The sequence below is a fragment of the Sphingobium sp. HDIP04 genome (genome assembly GCF_000445085.1).
Taxonomy (GTDB): domain Bacteria; phylum Pseudomonadota; class Alphaproteobacteria; order Sphingomonadales; family Sphingomonadaceae; genus Sphingobium; species Sphingobium indicum.
This window is the reverse complement of the sequence record NZ_ATDO01000142.1, coordinates 45,011-62,698: the sequence shown is the minus strand read 5'-3', so window position 1 is coordinate 62,698 and position 17,688 is coordinate 45,011. Positions and strand designations below refer to the sequence as shown.

Annotated in this window: 19 protein-coding genes; all 19 read right to left on the bottom strand. The window is 66.4% G+C overall.

The features are described 5' to 3' along the window. Window positions 1-108: 108 nt before the first annotated feature. A complete protein-coding gene (gene argF, locus L286_RS46455; RefSeq protein ID WP_021224060.1) occupies window positions 109-1,038 on the bottom strand; it encodes an ornithine carbamoyltransferase in 930 nt (309 codons plus the stop codon). A gap of 173 nt (window positions 1,039-1,211) precedes the next feature. Beyond that, window positions 1,212-2,402 (bottom strand): aspartate aminotransferase family protein, encoded by a 1,191-nt coding sequence (locus L286_RS46450; protein WP_021224059.1) that lies wholly within the window; start codon window positions 2,400-2,402, stop codon window positions 1,212-1,214. A 126-nt stretch (window positions 2,403-2,528) separates the two neighbouring features. After that, window positions 2,529-2,927: a flagellar export chaperone FliS gene (locus tag L286_RS46445; RefSeq protein WP_021224058.1), complete on the bottom strand. Its 399-nt coding sequence runs from the start codon at window positions 2,925-2,927 to the stop codon at window positions 2,529-2,531. A gap of 14 nt (window positions 2,928-2,941) precedes the next feature. Further along, the gene (gene fliD, locus L286_RS46440) at window positions 2,942-4,390 is read right to left on the bottom strand and encodes a flagellar filament capping protein FliD (protein WP_021224057.1); all 1,449 of its coding nucleotides are present in this window, start codon (window positions 4,388-4,390) and stop codon (window positions 2,942-2,944) included. Between the two features lie 341 nt (window positions 4,391-4,731). Then, the gene (locus tag L286_RS46435) at window positions 4,732-5,187 is read right to left on the bottom strand and encodes a hypothetical protein (RefSeq protein ID WP_021224056.1); all 456 of its coding nucleotides are present in this window, start codon (window positions 5,185-5,187) and stop codon (window positions 4,732-4,734) included. Window positions 5,188-5,281: 94 nt separating this feature from the next. Beyond that, window positions 5,282-6,421, bottom strand: a complete 1,140-nt coding sequence (gene flhB / locus L286_RS46430) for a flagellar type III secretion system protein FlhB (RefSeq protein WP_021224055.1) — start codon at window positions 6,419-6,421, stop codon at window positions 5,282-5,284. Window positions 6,422-6,424: 3 nt separating this feature from the next. Further along, a complete protein-coding gene (gene fliR, locus L286_RS46425) occupies window positions 6,425-7,207 on the bottom strand; it encodes a flagellar biosynthetic protein FliR (RefSeq protein ID WP_007682646.1) in 783 nt (260 codons plus the stop codon). Then, the gene (fliQ, locus tag L286_RS46420; RefSeq protein ID WP_007682643.1) at window positions 7,204-7,476 is read right to left on the bottom strand and encodes a flagellar biosynthesis protein FliQ; all 273 of its coding nucleotides are present in this window, start codon (window positions 7,474-7,476) and stop codon (window positions 7,204-7,206) included. The genes fliR and fliQ overlap by 4 nt, the downstream gene beginning before the upstream one ends. 143 nt (window positions 7,477-7,619) lie before the next feature. After that, entirely contained in the window at window positions 7,620-8,399 is a 780-nt protein-coding gene (fliP, locus tag L286_RS46415) for a flagellar type III secretion system pore protein FliP (protein ID WP_021224054.1), read from the bottom strand. Between the two features lie 61 nt (window positions 8,400-8,460). Further along, complete coding sequence (locus L286_RS46410) at window positions 8,461-8,727, bottom strand: FliO/MopB family protein (RefSeq protein ID WP_007682639.1); 267 nt, start codon at window positions 8,725-8,727, stop codon at window positions 8,461-8,463. A gap of 83 nt (window positions 8,728-8,810) precedes the next feature. Next, a complete protein-coding gene (gene fliN / locus L286_RS46405; RefSeq protein ID WP_007682637.1) occupies window positions 8,811-9,149 on the bottom strand; it encodes a flagellar motor switch protein FliN in 339 nt (112 codons plus the stop codon). Next, window positions 9,146-10,030: a flagellar motor switch protein FliM gene (locus L286_RS46400; protein WP_007682635.1), complete on the bottom strand. Its 885-nt coding sequence runs from the start codon at window positions 10,028-10,030 to the stop codon at window positions 9,146-9,148. The genes fliN and L286_RS46400 overlap by 4 nt, the downstream gene beginning before the upstream one ends. A 51-nt stretch (window positions 10,031-10,081) precedes the next feature. Next, a complete protein-coding gene (locus tag L286_RS46395) occupies window positions 10,082-10,729 on the bottom strand; it encodes a flagellar basal body-associated FliL family protein (RefSeq protein ID WP_021224052.1) in 648 nt (215 codons plus the stop codon). Window positions 10,730-10,757: 28 nt separating this feature from the next. After that, window positions 10,758-12,569, bottom strand: coding sequence for a flagellar hook-length control protein FliK (locus L286_RS46390; RefSeq protein ID WP_021224051.1), 1,812 nt, complete (start codon window positions 12,567-12,569; stop codon window positions 10,758-10,760). Next, window positions 12,562-12,987 carry a hypothetical protein gene (locus tag L286_RS46385; protein ID WP_007682629.1) on the bottom strand — a complete coding sequence of 142 codons (426 nt, stop codon included), beginning with the start codon at window positions 12,985-12,987 and terminating at the stop codon, window positions 12,562-12,564. Before L286_RS46385 ends, L286_RS46390 begins: the two co-directional genes overlap by 8 nt. Then, window positions 12,984-14,312 carry a FliI/YscN family ATPase gene (locus L286_RS46380; RefSeq protein ID WP_021224050.1) on the bottom strand — a complete coding sequence of 443 codons (1,329 nt, stop codon included), beginning with the start codon at window positions 14,310-14,312 and terminating at the stop codon, window positions 12,984-12,986. The genes L286_RS46385 and L286_RS46380 overlap by 4 nt, the downstream gene beginning before the upstream one ends. Next, window positions 14,312-14,944: a FliH/SctL family protein gene (locus L286_RS46375; protein ID WP_013041194.1), complete on the bottom strand. Its 633-nt coding sequence runs from the start codon at window positions 14,942-14,944 to the stop codon at window positions 14,312-14,314. The genes L286_RS46380 and L286_RS46375 overlap by 1 nt, the downstream gene beginning before the upstream one ends. Next, entirely contained in the window at window positions 14,931-15,944 is a 1,014-nt protein-coding gene (fliG, locus tag L286_RS46370; protein WP_007682626.1) for a flagellar motor switch protein FliG, read from the bottom strand. Before fliG ends, L286_RS46375 begins: the two co-directional genes overlap by 14 nt. Next, window positions 15,937-17,688, bottom strand: coding sequence for a flagellar basal-body MS-ring/collar protein FliF (gene fliF, locus L286_RS46365; protein WP_021224049.1), 1,752 nt, complete (start codon window positions 17,686-17,688; stop codon window positions 15,937-15,939). The genes fliG and fliF overlap by 8 nt, the downstream gene beginning before the upstream one ends.

Below are 17,688 nucleotides of genomic sequence, written 5' to 3'. Positions count from 1 at the left end.
CCGCCGCTGAAAGCGGTGGTGGAGGGGAAGAGGCACGACCTCCGAATTTCCCCTCCACCATGCTTCGCATGGTCCCCCTCCCACGCTGCGCGCAGGGAGGATTTAGCGTCAGCCAAGCCGCCCCAGCGCCCACAGCAACACCGACTTCTGCGCATGGATGCGGTTTTCCGCTTCGTCCCAGATCACCGATTGCGGCCCGTCGATCACCGCTTCCACCACTTCCTCGCCGCGATGGGCGGGCAGGCAGTGGAGGAATTTCGCCGTCGGCTTGGCCAGCGCCATCAATTCGGGCGTCACCTGATAGGGCATCATCGCCGCCAGCTTCTCCTCGGCATGGGCCTGGCCCATGGAGATCCAGGTGTCGGTGACGACGATGTCCGCGCCCGCGACCGCCGCCAGCGGGTCGCGGGTGCGGGTGATGGTCGCGCCACGCGCCTGCGCTTCGGCCTCGAAGGACGGGTCGGGGTCATAACCCTCCGGCACGGCGATGCGCACGCCGAACTTCATCAGGCCCGCCGCCTCGACGATGGAATGGAGGACATTGTTGCCGTCGCCCAGCCAGGCCCACTGGCTGCCGGGCAGCGAAATGCCATGTTCCACCACCGTCAGCAGGTCGGCGACGATCTGGCAGGGATGCGACAGGTCGGTCAGGCCGTTGATCACGGGTACGGTCGCGTGATGCGCCATTTCCTCGATCTTGGCATGATCGTCGGTGCGGATCATGATGGCGTCGGCCATGCGGCTCAGCACGCGGGCGGTGTCGGCGATGGTCTCGCCCCGGCCAAGCTGGCTGGTCGCGCCGTCCAGGATCAGCGACGTGCCGCCCAACTGGCGGATCGCCATGTCGAACGACACGCGGGTCCGGGTCGAATTCTTCTCGAAGATCATCGCCAGCGTGTGCCCGGCCAGCGGCGCGTCGGCATCGGCGCTGCCCTTGGGCCAGCCCTTGCGCGCCGCCTTCCGGTCGATGGCGTCGGAAATCATGGCGGCGATGGCATCGCCGCCCGCGTCACTCAGATTCAGGAAATGATTGGTCATTGGAAGGTTCGCCCCCAAATTACCGTTCGCCCTGAGTAGCCGCTGAGCTTGTCGAAGTGGCGTATCGAAGGACTGATGCTTCGATACGGGTCCCTTCGACTGCCTGCCAAGGCAGGCGCTCAGGACAGGCTTCGACTTCGCTCAGCCCCTACTCAGCACGAACGGGGATATAATCAGGCCGCAGCCTCCGCAAAGCTCCGCGCACCGGCGGAAAGCCGCTCGACGCATTCCGCGACATGGCTTTCCTCGATCACCAGCGGCGGCAGGATCCGCACGACATTCTGCCCCGCCGACACGGTCAGCAGGCCGTGATTGTCGCGCAGATGCGCCACGAAGGCGCGGGCGTCATAATCGCTCTTCATCTTGACGCCCAGCATCAGGCCCAGGCCGCGCACGTCCTCGAACATGTCGTGATTGGGGATGAGCTGCTCCAGGGCCGAGCGCAGGCGCGCCCCGATGCTCTTCACATGGTCCAGGAAACCCTCGCCCAGCACCTCGTCCAGCACGGTCATGCCGACCGCCATGGCCAGCGGATTGCCGCCATAGGTCGACCCATGGGTGCCGAACACCATGCCCTTGGCCGCTTCCTCGGTCGCGAGGCAGGCGCCCAGCGGGAAGCCAGCGCCGATGCCCTTGGCCACCGCCATGATGTCGGGCGTCAGGCCATATTGCTCATGGGCGAAGAAGGTGCCGGTACGGGCATAGCCGCACTGCACCTCGTCCAGGATCAGCAGCAGGCCGTGGTCGTCGCACAGCTTGCGCAGGCCGGACAGGAACGCCTGCGTCGCCGGGGTCACGCCGCCCTCGCCCTGCACCGTCTCCACCAGGAAACCGGCGCTATTGTCATCGACGGCGGCCGTCGCAGCCTCCAGATCGTTGAACGGCACAACGGTGAAGCCGGGCAGCAGCGGTTCGAAGCCGTCGCGCATCTTGGGCTGGCTGGTGGCGGAGATCGTCCCCAGCGTCCGCCCATGGAAGGCGTTGTCGAAGCTGATGATCTTGTGCCGGTGCGCCTGCCCATTGGCATAATGATAGCGGCGCGCCGTCTTGATCGCGCATTCCACCGCCTCCGCACCCGAATTGGTGAAGAACACCGTGTCGGCGAAGGTCGTGTCGACCAGGCGCTGCGCGAACTTCTCGCCCAGCGGCATGCCGTAGAGGTTCGACGTGTGCATCAGCGTCGCGGCCTGATCGGCTATAGCCTTGACCAGCCTGGGATGGCCGTGGCCCAGCAGGTTGACCGCGATGCCGCTGGCGAAATCCAGATAGCGCTCGCCGCGCTCCCCGATCAGGTAGCAGCCCTCGCCTCGGACCGGGCGTACATCGCACCGGGGGTAAACGGGCATGAGCGGCGTGATCGACATGGTCCTTCCCTTTCTGGGCTGATGCAAACAAAGTCCGAAACGCAAAAAGGCGGCCCCCGCCGGGCCGCCCTTTGCGAGCGGTGCCTATACAGGGGCGCCTTTGAAGGCGCAACCCCGTGGATGCCGTCAGCCGATCTGGTTCCACGCCTCCGCGATTTCGCCGATCATGACGCGGGCCTGATCGACCGGGGCGGCATCATGCTCCTTGGCGCTAGCCAGCAGCAGGCGGCGGGCTTCGCGATAGATTTGCGCCAGGCCGGTGGCGATGTCGCCGCCCTTGTCGAAGTCCAGGCTCGATTCGAGCGCGAACAGGATCGACATGGCGCGGGCCTGCTTGTCCGACACTTTCAGCCGGTCGCCATTGCGTTCGGCCAGCGCCGTCGCGTCCAGCGCCAGCAGCAGTTCGTCGAACAACAGCTTGACCAGCGCATGGGGCGTCGCGCCCTCGATCCGGCTGCCGGTGTGGACTGCCGCATAACGCCGCGCCGCTGCCGTGCCACCGAACCCGCCGTGATTGTAGAACATGATATTCCGACCCCTTAATTGTCGTTCTTGGTCCAGAGAGCGACCTGCTGCTGGAGATAGCTTTGCGTCGCCTTCAACGCCGACAGGCGCGTCTCCATGGCCGAATAGACCTTGGTGAGCTGCTCCTGATAATTGGTCATCTGCATGTCGAGCTTGTCGAGCTGATCGGCCAGTTCCTTGGCCAGTTTCTCATATTTGCCCTGCGTGGCGGCGAGCGGCCCGCCATCCTTCTTGATATTGTCGCGCACGCTGTCCATCAGCCCGGCAAGGCCGATATTGGTCGCGGTCCTGACCGACGGGTTCAGCAATTGCGTGATCGCCTTCGGATCGGCCGCGATCGCCTTGTCCAGCGCCTTGATGTCGAGCGACAGCGTGCCGTCGCGATTGGTGCTGACGCCCAGGTCGTTCAGCGTCCTGTAGACGCCCGTGCCGCCAAGCTCAGCCGACACCATCTGCGAAAGCTGCCGCTTCATGTCGCGGATCGACGATTCGCCGTTCAGCACGCCCGCGTTGGACTGGTCCGTGCCGGTCGAGGTAGCCGTGTTCAGCGCCTTCATCAGCGTGTTGTAGGCGTCGACGAACTCGACCAGCAGGTCGCGCATCGAGGTGGTCGGCTCCGTCGTGGCCAGCGTGACATTGGTCCCCGGCGCCGCCTTGTTGAGGTCGATCCGCAGATAGGGGATCGCGCCGTCGATGGTGTTGCCGGCATAATGCTGCTCCACGCCGTCGAGCAGGATGACCGCGTCCTTGGGCTCTGTGGCGGAGCTCATCCTGCTGCCCGCAGGCGGGGTCGTCGCGGAGAAGGCGAACTGGGAAAGGTCCGCGCCCGTCGTCCCGTCGGTCGTGGAGGAAACCGTGGTAAGCGAAAAGTCGTTCGCCGCGCCGGTCGGCCCCTTCAGCATCAGGCGCGTCCCCTGCGAATCGGTGACGACGGTCGCGGTCACGCCCGCCCCCGAACCGTTGATGGCGGCGGCCAGGCCCGTAAAGCTGTTATTGGCCGCGGTGATCGTGATGGAAACGGGGTTGCCGTTACCGACCTTCAGCGACAATTCCCCGATGCCGACGGTGGCCGCAGCCCCCTGCGCAGCGTCCTGATTGGCGTTGACGGCGGAAACCAGAGTGCGGCTGGCGGCAAGCTGGCGCACCTCGATCTGCGCGGGCAGGCCCGTCGGCGTGCCGCCGGGCAGCGCGCTCACCGAAGCGATGCTGGGGTCGTTGGACGCCGGCGTGCCGGAATAGCCGGTGCCCGCGAGCAGGCTGTTCAGCGCATCGGCAAAGGTGTCGAGCGAGCTGGAAGCCGATGCCAGCGCGGAAATCCGCGCGCTGTTGAGCGTCTGGCGGTTGGTGATGGCCGCCTGGCGCGGTTCCTTGGTGGCGCTGACCAGGCTGGAGACGAGCGACGCGGTGTCGATGCCCGATCCCGCGCCTAGCGCCGTCAAGATGCTGCTGCTCACCGAAGTCATTGACCGTCCTTTCAAGAGAGAGAACGGCCCTAGCGCGAAGACCTTTAGGAATGATTTTCATGGGGGAGGCGGGAACCAGCGCTATCCTCACCCGCGACGCATTCGGAAATGCCGGGAATGGCCAATTGCGGCCATCAACCTCCGTCACTCCGGACTTGATCCGGGGTCCCGCTGCCTTGGACTGGGCGCCGGTTTACAAGAAAAGCGGAACCCCGGGTCAAGCCCCGGGGTGACGAAAGGAGGAACCACCCAAACCGCCCAGTCCGACGAGCCCCGGTTTCGTCCACGCCACCTGAAATGGCGCTTGCGAACGGAGCGGAAAACTCCTCGACGAACCCTGCTCAAACGCCTGGAGAAAGAATCTGGTCAACCGCGCCGCGGCGGATATTGGCCTGCGCCGCATGGGCATAGGCGGCCTGCTCGGCGATGCGCTTGGCGATGCGGATCGTGCTTTCCACCGCTTCCTTGGAGGCGGGGGGCAGGGGAACCAGAACCTGCGGCGTCGGCAGCATCGACTGGATTTCGTCGGCCGCCCCATCGACGGTCGCCGCGCCGCCCTGGCTGCGCAATTCGCCCAATATGTCGGCTATGCGGGCATGCACCTTCGCATATTCGGCGCTGGTGGCGATGCTTTCCTCCGCGCCTGCCTGATCCTGCGCCATCGAATGCCGGGGGGATTGGTCGCCCTGCTGCGCGGTGCCGGAAGAGGAAACCGGCTGAATCGCGGACACGGCGGACGGCGCGCGGGTCGCGCTGCGCTCCACCGACAGTTCAGTCCGCGAAATATAGTTGTTCATGACGCACATCCTAATGCGTCCCCGCGAAGATTATACGGATATTGAGTCCTAAACTTAAGTTAAGGACGAGGCATTTTCATGAAAGCGTTGATTATCAAGCCGTTTTTTTGCCTTCCGCGTCGAAGCGCAGATCGTCCGGCACGGTGATGAACGGACGATCCATTTCGCTCGCCAGGCGATTTTCCACCCGGAAGACGAAGGCGAGCACGGTCGCGACCGCCATGTACAGCCCTTCATTGACGATCTGCCCTGCGCGCGAGGTGAAGTAGATGGCGCGGGCCAGTTCCGGATATTGCAGCACCGTCACGCCATTCTGGTCGGCCAGTTCGCGGATCGCCGCGGCGATGGCGTCGCAGCCCCGCGCCACCACGACCGGCGCGGCGTCCTGCCCCGGCTTGTAGCGCAGGGCGACGGCGAAATGGGTCGGGTTGGTGATGATCACGCTGGCCTCCGCCACCGCCTTGCGCGTCGAACCGCTCAGCACCTCAAATTGCTTGCGGCGGATATGGCCCTTCAGTTCAGGGGAGCCTTCGCTCTCCTTATGCTCGTCCTTGATTTCCTGCTTGCTCATCGACAGGCGCTTGGATCGCTGCATGAGCTGCGCGGGCACGTCGATGCCCGCGATCAGGAACAGGCCGCCCGCCATCACCAGGCAGGTCATGATGAACATATTGCCCAGATCCGCCATGGCGGGGGCCAGGCCCGACTTGCCCAGGCCGACAATCTCCGTCAGCCGGTCTGAGATCATCCAGACGCCGATCGCGCCCAGCAGCGACACTTTGGCGACGGATTTCACCAGTTCGATCAGGCCCTGCATGCCGAACATGCGCTTGAGGCCCGCTGCGGGGTTCAGCTTCGACGCCTTGGGCGCGAAGGCGCCGGGGCGAAAGCCCAGCGACCCCAACAGCGCCGGTCCGGCGATGGCGGCCAGCAGGGTCGCCAGCATGATCCCCGCCACCGGCAGGGCGATGCCGGACAGCAAGGCAAAACCCCGGTCGGCCGGCGCGAAATTGACGATGTCCTCCCGCCGGAAGCGCAGCGCCTCTATCAGCATGTCGGACAGGGATTCGACCATCGAAGGCCCGATGACGGCGATCCAGCCGATGCCCGCCATCACCACCAACGCGGTGGCCAGGTCGCGGGACTGGAGGATGTCGCCCTTCTCCGCGGCGTCCTTCAGTTTCTTGGCTGTCGGCTTTTCGGTCTTTTCGCCGCCGCCATTGCTCTCCGCCATGGTTCAGCGCCCTTCCGCAATGGCTTGGGCCTGGTCCAGCCCGGCCTTGAGCGCGGCGGTGATCCCCTCCCCCATGATCGGCGCGGTGACGGCCAGCAGGATCAGCCCTGCCATCAGCGCCACCGGCATGCCCACGGAGAAGAGGTTGAGCGCAGGCGCGGTGCGCGCCAGCATGCCCATGACGATCTGCACCAGCACCAGCGCAAAGCCGACCGGCAGCGCGATGGTGACGCCCGCACCGAGCAGCGCGCCGCCAAATTCAATGAGGTGCCAGACCGCGTCGTTGCTGAGCATCGCGCCGCCCGGCGGCAGCGCCTGATAGCTTTGAACCACGAAGCTCACCAGCATCAGATGCCCGTCCATGGCGAGCAGCAGGAAGGTGGAGAGGATGGAAAGAAACTGCCCCACCGCCTGCGTCGCCTGGCCGGAGGAGGGATCGACCATCGCCGCAAAATTGAGGCCCATGGTGTTGCCGATGGCTTCGCCCGCGACCAAAGCGGCAGCATAGCCGATCTGCACGGCAAAGCCGATGGCGAGGCCCGCCAGCACTTCGCCCGCCACCAGCATGACGCCTTGGAAACTGGCGACGCCGTCGGCGGGAAGCACGATATGCACGCTGTTGAGCGCCGCCATCCCCAGCGCCAGCGACAGGATCAGCCGCAGTTGCAGCGGCACGGCAGGCGCGCCGAAGACAGGCGCGGCGATGAACGCCGCGCCGGGCCGGATCATGGCGATCAGCCAGATCCATAGCTGGACTTCGACATTTGCGAAGCCCGGCGCGATCATTGCAGCAGGTCCGGAATGCGCTCGAAAATCTCGCGCGTGAAATCGGCGATCAGCACCATGATGGACCCGCCGAACAGCACCAGCATGGCGCCGACGACGATGATCTTGGGAATGAAGGCCAGCGTCTGTTCGTTGATGGACGTCGCCGCCTGAACCATGCCGATCACGACGCCCGCGACCAATGCCGGAATCAGGATCGGCGCCGCCGCCAGCGCCGTGATCCACAGCGCCTGCTGCGCAAGGCCCATGAAGAAATCGGCGTTTTCCATGAATCAGATCACCTCCGATCCGTTCGCCCTGAGCCTGTCGAAGGGCAAGGCTGAGCCTGTCGAAGCCTTCTGCATGGCCTCGCTTCGCTCGGCCTGAGGCTTCGACGGGCTCAGCCCGAACGGTGGAGAGGGAGGCGGCACGATCACGTCGCGAACGACCCCGCCAACGACCCCATGGTCAACGCCCATCCATCCACCAGCACGAACAGCAGCAGCTTGAACGGCATGGAAATGATCGTGGGGGACAGCATCATCATGCCCAGCGCCATCAGCGTCGACGCGACCACCAGGTCGATGATCAGGAACGGCAGGAAGATCATGAAGCCGATCTGGAACGCGGTCTTCAATTCCGACGTCACGAAGGCGGGCAGCAGGATCGAGAAGGGAATGTCCGCAGGCGTGCGGAAGGCGGGCGCCTCGGCCAGATTCTGGAACAGCTTGAGGTCGGTCTCGCGCGTCTGCTTGGTCATGAAGCCGTGCAGCACCTTGCCCGAACGGCCCACCGCCTCCTCGATGGAAATCTGGCCCTTGCCATAGGGGTCGAAGGCCTGGGCGTTGATCTGGTCGATGGCGGGCCGCATCACGAACAGGGAGAGGAACAGCGACAGGCCGACCAGCACCTGATTGGGCGGCGTCTGCTGCAACCCCAGCGCCTGGCGCAGCAGCGACAGCACGATGATGATGCGGGTGAAGCTGGTCATCATGAGGATCAGCGACGGCAGCACCGTCAGCAGGCTCATGAGGATCAGGATCTGCAGCGACAGCGACAGGGAACGGCCGTCGCCGCTGATCTGCCCCATGGCGCGGCTCAATGCGCCGCCATTGTCGACAGGCGCCGGAGCGGCAGGCAGGGCCTGCGCGAAGGCGGGCATGGCGACGAACAGCGCCACGAGCAGCAGCGCCGCCAACAGCAATTTCGTCATCCCCCCGAAGGCGGGAATCCATCTCCCGACCTCACGTCCGGACGCCACCGCGGGAAAAACGTCAGCGCCCGGCACGATAGCTGTCGCCTTCCGCGATCTTCTCGATCCGTCCCCGCGTCACGGAAAGCAGGATCTTCTTCCCCTCGAACTCCACCACGGCGAGCTTGCCGAACGTTCCCATCGGCAGCGCTTCCAGCAGTTTGAGCGACCGATCATTCTGCCCGGCCATCATGCCGGGCTGATATTTGCGCCACAGCCACAGCGCGCCGAAGGCCATGCCGCCGACCAGCGGCAATAAAATCAGCAGCTTGACGAAATACCAGGTCATGAGCGCTTTCCGCGAAGATGGTTAATGCGTCATCCGTTCCGAAAGATTGGCGCGCAAGGCAAGCGGTAAATCAGCCGCCCGCTTCAGCCGCGCCGCTCGACGCCCGCCAGCCGGCTTTCGGCGGCCGCGATTTCGACGATGCGGATGCCGTAGCGGCCGTTCACCGTCACCACCTCTCCCTTGGCGATCAGCGCGCCGTTGACCATGATGTCGAGCAGGTCATCGGCCTGGCGGTCCAGTTCCACGACGCTGCCTTCGCTGAGGTCCATGACCTCCGCCAGCCGGAGGGAGGTCGACCCGACCTCCACCGACATGCGGACCGGAATGTCCGCCAGCAACCGGAACTGGCGGTTGTTCACCATGCGGGAAATGCTGTCCTCGCCCACGCCGTCGATGCGTGGGGCTTCGCTCATGTCGCTCATTGTCCGGTTTCCTGTGCTAGCTTTTCGATCTGGAATGCGGCGCGGCCGTCCTGTTCGCCGATGGAGCCATGCGCGACGATGCGGTCGCCCACGATCAGCGGCAGGCTGCGGTTGATGGTGACGGGAATGATGTCGCCGGCCTTGAGCTGCATCAGCTCCGCCAGGGACAGGTCGGGACGCGCCAGCACGGTGCGGGCGGGCAGGCGGATTTCGCGCATGCGCTGGGCGATGCGGGCCTGCCACACCGGGTCGGCGCGTTCGTCGTCCACGGGGATGCGGTTGCCCATCAACGGCTCGACGGCGCGCAGCGAGGACAGCGGGAACAGCAGGTCGATGGGCCATTCGGCATCGCGGCTGATGCTGATCAGGAAGCGTTGCAGCACCATCTGCTCGCCCGGCTGGGCCGCGGCGGCAAAGCCGATGCCGGTTTCCCGGACGATCAGGCCCGCCTCCAGGGCCAGCATGTCGCTCCAGCATTCGACCATCCGGGCAATGAAGGCCTCGGAAATCCGGGCGATCAGGCGATCTTCGGTAGGGGTGAACTCTCCGCGCGGCGGCAAGGCCCGGTTGCCGATCCCGCCATAGAAACAATCGACCAGCGTCGAGATCATCTCCGCGTCGAGCCGCAGCAGCACCTGCCCCTTGAGCGGCGCCAGGCGATAGACGCCGATGCTGGCGGATCCGGGCACCTCATGCGCCCAGGCGCCGAATTCCAGCGCGCGCGCATCCTGCGCGACGACATGCGGGCGCGCCCCGGCGATCGGCTCGATCAGGGCGCGCAGACGCCGGCCGAGCTTTTCGCCCAGCCGGTCCAGCCCCGACAGCATCAACGGCGCCTGAGATTCCCCCCGCCCGAAGGCGTAGGCTTGAACGTCGGTCATTTCAGTCCCCTGCCGGTCCAGGCGGGGGACTTCCCGCGCGTTCAGGCATCCCTATTGAATAACGAAATTGGTAAAATAAACGTTATCGACGCCGCCATAGCCCGTCTTTTGCTTCAGAATGTCGTTAATGACGGTCTTGATCTTGGCCTGGAGCGCCCTTTTGCCCTCCGGCATCGAAAGCGCCTCCACCGGCTGTTCGGCCAGCATCATCAGAACCTGGCTGCGAATCGCCATCTCATGGGCCTTGATCGCCTCGACCACGCGGATGTCGTAATAGGTCGACACCGCAATGGAAATCTGCGCGAAGGCGTCCGTATCCGACATGTTGGAGGTGAAGGGCGTCTGGAGTTGGAAATAGGTCGCCTGATAGGCGGCCGGATTGGCCGGGCTGGGCAGGTCGATGCCCTTGGCCGGGACATGGGCGCCCTTCGGGGCATGACCGCCGCCGCCCTCATGACCGCCGCCCTCGCCGCCGGCATAGCCATGGGCCTTCGCCACTTCCTCGGCGCTTTCGCCCGCCAGCACGAGCACGGGCTTGTTCGGATCTTCCTTCGGCCCTTCTTCCTTCGGGCTGAAGAAACCGGCGGCATAGAGACCGCCGGCCGCACCCGCCCCGCCAATGACCATGGCGATGACGATGAGCAGGATCATCTTCATGCCCCCGCCCTTCTTCTTCTTCGGCTTGGCGTCGTCACTCATCGGTCAAAATCCCCCGCAATCCAAGTCGTCAGGCATAGCGCGCGCGCGCGGCGGGATTGCCGGCATGGCGCAGCTCGTCATGGTTAAGAACGGCCGGATCGCCGGAATTTTTAGCGGCGAACGCGCTATTTTCCTGCGGACGCCAGCGCCCCTGGCCCTGGGCCTGTCCCTGGGATTGCGCCATGTTCTGGCCGTTGTTCGCCCATGCGTTCGCGCCCTGGGAGCCCTGCTGCTGGGAGGATTGCTGTTGATTGGCGCTGTCCGCCTTCGCAGCCTCGGCCACATGCGGCATGCGCTCGATCTTCACCTCGGCGATGCGCACCGCCGAAAGGCCCGCGTCGATGCGCAGCCGGTCGCTGTCCTGGCGCAGCGCCATTTCGGCGGCTTCGCTGGCGACGGTCAGGCTGACCGCCGCGCCCTCGCTGCCCTGGCGGATGTCCACCTGCACGGCGCCAAGCTGGTCGGCGTTGATCTGGAACCGGCCCTGCGCGCCGTTCGCGGACAGCCCGGCAATCTCGCGGGCCAGCCCGTCGATCCACTGGCCGGAAACGCCCATGTCGACAATCTGCGCGCCCAGGCTGGCGGACAGGTCGACTGGCTGCGGCGCCACGACCGGCGGGATAGAGGGGGCGGAAGCAGGCTGGGCGAGCGGCATCTGCGGCACGGCATCGACCGGGTTATGCTGGGCGCTATGGGTAGGAGCAGCCTCGACCGGCGTGGCGGCGCTGCCCGTTTTGACGCGGGCCGCGAGCGGTTCCCCGGCGCGGACCGGCGTGCCCGGCTGGCGAGCGGCGACCTGATCGCGGACCAGCTGGAGCAGGGCAAGCGCCTCGGACTTCATCGGGATGCGGTCGGAAGCCGGATCGGCGACAGGGCCTTTCGCGTGATCGGCCGATGCCGCAGGCGCTGCAACGGCAGGCTGAACGGGGCCTTTTGCCACATGAGTTTTTTCAACCGGCGGCTGAGCGGTAACCGGCTGTCCGGCAATCTGGGGCGGCAATGGCGCCGCCGCTGCCGGCAGATTTTTGCCGCTTTCCGGCTGGACGGACACTATTTCGGGGGCTGCGGCCGCCGATGTCGGCGGCGGTACCGGAACGCCTTGCGGCGCCGGCGTCTGGACAACGGCGACGACCATTGCCGGAGCCTGTGCCGCCTCGGCATGCTCCTTCGGCTTGTCCTTGCCGCTCGGTTCGGCTTCCGCCGGCTCGTCGGCATGCTCCACCGCAGCGGCTTCGGGCAAGGCCTCCGCCTTCTCCGGCTTGGCTTCCTTGCCGGGGCGCGCGGCCTTGACCTGGGGATCGGGCGTCAGGACCGGCAGTTCCGGCGCCTCGACCTCGCCCGCTTCCATCGCGACCAACACCGGAACAGGCATTTCCTCCGCGACCTCCTCGGCAGAGTCGGTATTCGGCGCAGGCACCGTCCCCTCGACGGCGGGCTCGGCCGGCGCCTCGATCTTCCTGGCAAGTCCGGGCGGCAGGGGCAGCGAATCCTTGCGATGGCCCTGCACCGCCCTCAATGCGTTGGCGAGGCCGAAGGGCAAGGGGGAAGGCGTCTCGCCCTGCGCATCGGCAGCATCGGCCTTGCCGCCCATGGCCGGCGCGACCTCCACGCCTTCGGCTTCATCAGCGACCATGGGCGCAATTTCCTGCGACAGGCCTGCGATCCCGGCGCTTTCCTGCGCGTCCGGCATGGCGTCCATCGTGCCGTTCAGCAGCTTGGCGAAATCCGCCGCCCCTTCCGCGGGCACGGCCGACGCAGCCGCGCCGTCGGCGGGCATGGGCGTCGCCGCCGAGGAAAAGAGCAGCGCCTTGAGGCTCGTCAGCATGTTCACGTCAGACATCTCCTGTCCTCTGCATCCGGCGATAGCGCGGCAGGGCCGCCAACTTGTTCTCCCGCCATTCCTCCAGGTCCGCGCGGGCGCGATCCTTGAGCTTCACGGCGATTTCGCGATCCCGATTGGCCGCCAGGGAAAGGCCTTCCTTGGCCTCCACCTTGCGGCGCGCATCGTAGAGCGCACCATCCAACTGACGCCCCGCCTGTTCCAGACGGCCCGCCAGTTCCTGCATCGCTGCAAAATTCGCGCCAGTTGCGACGCCCTGGCCGGTAAAAAGATCGTTGCGCACATTGCGCAGCCTTTGGGCGTTGCGGGCGATACCCTCCGCCTCGTCGCGGGCGCGGGCGGTTTCGGCGACGGCCATGGCATGCTGGACATGGCGGACGCGCAGCACGCGCTGGCGGCGGGCGACCTCCCCCTTCACGCGCCGAACTCGGCGATCAGGGCGGCGGCGCTGGTGTCGAGGTCGATGAAGCTCTTTTGATCCTGCCGGATGAAGTCGAGGATTTCCTGCCGCCGCTGCACGGCCTCGTCGATCACCGGATCGTTGCCGGGGCGATAGGCGCCCATCAGGATGAGGTCGCGATTCTCCTCATAGGCGGCCCAGAGGCGGCGATAGGCGGCGGCCGCCATGCGATGCTCGTCCGGCACCACATCGGCCATGACGCGGGACAGCGACTTGCCGACATCGATGGCGGGGAAGATCGCCTGTTCCGACAGATGGCGCGACAGCACGAAATGCCCGTCCACGATGGCGCGGGCGGCGTCGACGATGGGATCGTCGGTATCGTCGCCATCGGCCAGCACGGTATAAAGCGCGGTGATCGATCCGCCGCTGCGCGCATCGACGCCCGCCCGTTCGACCAGACGCGGGATCAGCGCGAGGGCGGAAGGCGGATAGCCCTTCATCGCGGGCGGTTCGCCCAGAGCCAGCCCGATCTCGCGCTGCGCATGGGCGCAGCGGGTCAGGCTGTCGATCAGCAGCAGCACCTTCTTGCCGCGCGCCCGGAAATATTCGGCGATGGCGGTGGCGCGCGCGGCGGCGCGCAGGCGCAGCACCGGCGGATGGTCTGCGGGCACGGCGACGACGATGCTCCTGTGCATCGCGCCTTTCAGCTTGGTTTCCAGGAAATCGCTGACCTCGCGGCCGCGTTCCCCGATCAGGCCGGCGACGACGATGTCGGCCTCGGCGCCCTGGATCATCTGGCCCATCAGCACCGATTTGCCCACGCCCGACCCCGCGATGATAGCGATGCGCTGGCCGCGCCCGGCGGTCAGCAGCGCGTTGACGGCGCGCACGCCAAGGTCGAAAGGCTCGGTCACGCGGCCCCGGTCGAGCACATTGCCCTTGACCCCGTTCAATGGCCAACTGCCGCCCGCGATAATCGGCCCCTTGCGGTCCAGCGGCTGGCCCATGGCGTCGATCACGCGGCCGATCAGGCCCTCGCCCACCTGCACCATGGTCGCCTGGCTGTCCGGCTCCACCCGCGCGCCATTTTCCAGCGGCGCGTCCGCGTCCAGCGGCACCAGCAGCGTCCTGTCGCCGCGAAAGCCCACGACCTCGGCGCGGCAGATGGTGCCGTCCGAAGCGATCAGCCGCGCTCCCGCGCCGATGGGGCGGCGGAAGCCGGTGACTTCCAGCATCCCCGCATCATGGCTGACCAGACGGCCGACATGGCGGGGCGCGCGGTTCTGCACCTGCATATGGTCGAACAGCGTTTCCGCCTGGGCCAGCGCGGCGCGGATCATCAGGCCTTGCCCTCCATATCGTCCAGCAGGGCGCGCAGGCGGGACAGGCGCACATCCGGCCCATCCTCGACCCAGCCGTCCGCCGTTTCCAGGCGCACGCAACCGCGCTGCATCGCCCCGTCGGGCACCAGCTTCACGCCGATGCTTTCGCCCTCCAGCAGTTCGATGTCGTCGGGATGCAGGTGCAGCGCGCCCTTCTCGTCATTTTCCTCGATGAAGGCGGCCACGCTGTCGCACCGCTGGAGCAGCCGTTCGATGTCGATCTCCACCTCGCCCACGATCTGCTCGACCAGCCGCACCACCGTGGCGGAGAGCATGGTGGAGAGCATGCCGCTGGGCGCGGGCGCCAGCAGTTCCAGCGCTTCGGCCAGGCGGCGGCGCGCTTCGGCGTCGGTCGCATTGGCCTCCGCCGTCACGCGGCTGCCTTCATCGAAACCCATGGCGAAGGCCTCCATGCGGGCCTGTTCCAGCAGGTCTTCCTCGGTTTCCGGCACGCTGTCGTGCATCGCCTGTCCGGACGGGGCATGCATCGGCGTGAACCGGCTGCGGAAGCCCCCGCTCGTCACCTGACCCATGCCGCCCAGGGGCACGCTGGCAACGTCGGCATTGGTCCAGAGCTTAGACAAAATCATTCCCCTTGCCGCCCAGCATGATGGTGCCCGCATCCGCCATGCGGCGGGCGGTGGCGATGATCAGCTTCTGCGCGTCGATGACCTCGGCCAGGCGGATCGGCCCGCGTTCCTCGATCTCGTCGGCGATGGCCTGGGCGGCGCGCGCCGACATGGAACCGAATATCTTGGCCTTCAGCATGTCGTTCGCCCCCTTCAGCGCGACCACCAGGATCGAACTGTCGACGGTGCGCATCAGCGTGCCCAGATTCTTGTCGTCCATGTCGATCAGATTGTCGAAGACGAACATCTCCTCCTCGATGGTCTGCGCGACCATCTTGTCCCGCTTGGCCAGCGCCTTGATGATGCGCTGCTCATTGTCCTTGCGGACATTGTTCATGATCGCCGCCGCCTCGACCGTGCCGCCGCGCTGGGATGCGCCGCCCTGTTTCTTGGCCATGTTGCCGCGCAGCAGGAGCTGCTCCAGATCGTCCAGCGCCTCGTTCGACACGGGGCCGAGCGTGGCGATGCGATAGACGATCTCCTCCTGATATTCGGTCGGCAGCAATTGCAGCACGTCGGCGGCGATCGGCGCCTCCAGATGGGCGAGCACGATGGCCATGATCTGCGGATGCTCCGCCTCGATCAGGGAGGCGATCTCCTTGGCGTCCATCCATTTCAGCATCTCAAGCTGGGTCGAACGGGTCGGCGGGGTGATGCGGGCGAGCATGTTCTCCGCCCGCTCCTCGCCCAGCGCCTTGGTCATCGCGCCGCGAATATGGCGGGTCGCGCCGTAACCGATGGTGGTGCGCTTCTTCGCCTTGGTGACGAAATGGTCCAGCGCCTCGTTGACTTCCTCGACCTGCACGTCGGCCACGTCATACATGGCATAGCCAAGCTGGCGGACCTCGTCAGGCTCCAGGCGGGACAGGATCTGCGCGGCCTCGTCCTCGTCGAACAGCATCAGCAGGACGGCGGCGGCGGCGCTGCCCTTCAGCGCCGGGGCGGTGGCGGCGTCAGGCATTTTCCTTCTTCCCTTCCTTCAGAAGGTCGCGGACGACCAGGGCGGCGCGGTCGGGATCCTGCTTCACGAAATTGCGGATCAGGTCGGCGCGCTGGGCGTAATCATAAGTGGAGGAGATCATGTCGAGCGTGATCGGCGTCGACCCGTCGGGGTTCGCCGTCGCCTGACGGCCGATCTCGGTGGAGATTTCCCGGCCGATCTTCTGGCCCTGGACGGCGATCTGTTCGGCGGCGGCGGCCTGGGCGGCGGCGCGGCGCTTCAGCAGCGGGCGGCCGATGCCGAAGATCAGCAGCAGCGCGACCAGCAAGGCGGAAACGTTGCGCACCAGCGGCGACACCCATTGGGCCTCATACCAGGGGGCCTCGACCACTTCCTCCTTGGCGAAGCTGCGCGATGACAGGGCCACCACGTCGCCCCGCGCCTGGTCGAAACCGACCGCGCCCTTCACCAGAGCCTCCAGGGCGGCGATTTCCTGCGCCGAACGCGGCTTGCCGTCAGGCCCGTTGTCCAGCGCTACGGCAACCGACAGGCGCTTCACCGTGCCGACGGCGTCCTTGGTCACGGAAACCTCGCGGCCCAGTTCGAAGCTGCGGTTGAACGTCTCCTCGGTCTTCATGAGCGGATTGCCCGGCGTGCCGGGCTGGGCGGCGGTCTGCGCGCTTTCCGTGCCCTGGGCAACGGCCTGTCCGTTGGGATTGGTCTGGGTGACGGTCGGGTTGACCGGCGCCTGGTTGCTGAGCGCGCCCGGAATGCCGCTTGCCTCGCCACCGGCGCCTTGCCCACGCGGGTCGGATGCCCATGTACCCTGCTCGCTGCGAAGACGGGCTTCATCCTGCGGATAGGTTTCGCGGGTCGCCTGGCGCTCGGCAAAGTTCAGTTCGGCATGCACCTCGGTCGAAAATTTGCCCGCGCCCAAAATCGGCGTCAGCAGCGCGATCACCGACTGGCGATAGCGGTCCTCCATCCGGGTCTGCACGGCCAATTGACGGTCATCGGCGGCATTGCCGTCATTATTGCTGAGCAGGCGGCCATTCTGGTCGACCAGCGAAATATCCTCCGGATTGAGTTCCGGGATGGAGGAAGCGACCAGATGCACGACGGCGCTGACCTGCTGGTCGGTCAGCGACCGGCCGGAGGCGAGGCGCAGCATCACCGATGCGGAGGGCTTCGACCGCTCGCGCAGGAAGACGCTGGGCGGCTCGACGGCGAGGTGCACCTTGGCGCTTTCCACGCTGTCGATGGCCTCGATGGTGCGGGCCAGGTCCATTTCGCGGGCGGAGCGCAGCTTTTCGCCCTCCACGGCGCGGCTGGCGCCCATGGGCAGGCTGTCGATCATGCTGTTGCCGTCGGGCGCGCTCTTGGGCAGGCCCTGGGCGGCGAGCATCATCTTCGCCTTGAAATAATCGTCCTCGCCGACGGTCATGCCGCCGCTATTGTCGAAATCGTAGCGGATGCCATTCTGGTCCAGCACCTGCGCCACGGCCGACTTGTCGGCATCGGGCAGGGCGCGGAACAGGTCGCGCTGCGGCGGTTCGCGCAGCGCCAGCCAGGCCGCGCCCGCCGTGGCGACGACGCCCAGCAGGCCCAGCAGCGGCAGGCTCTTGGCAACCGCAGGCTGCTTCATGAAGCCGGTGAAGCGCGCCTTCAGCGCGTCGACGCCCTTCGCGCCTCCGAAAGAGGCGGGGCTGGTGGCGGGGAGAGCGGCGGCGGCGCCGGCGGAGGGGGTGAGTGCGTTCTCGCTCAT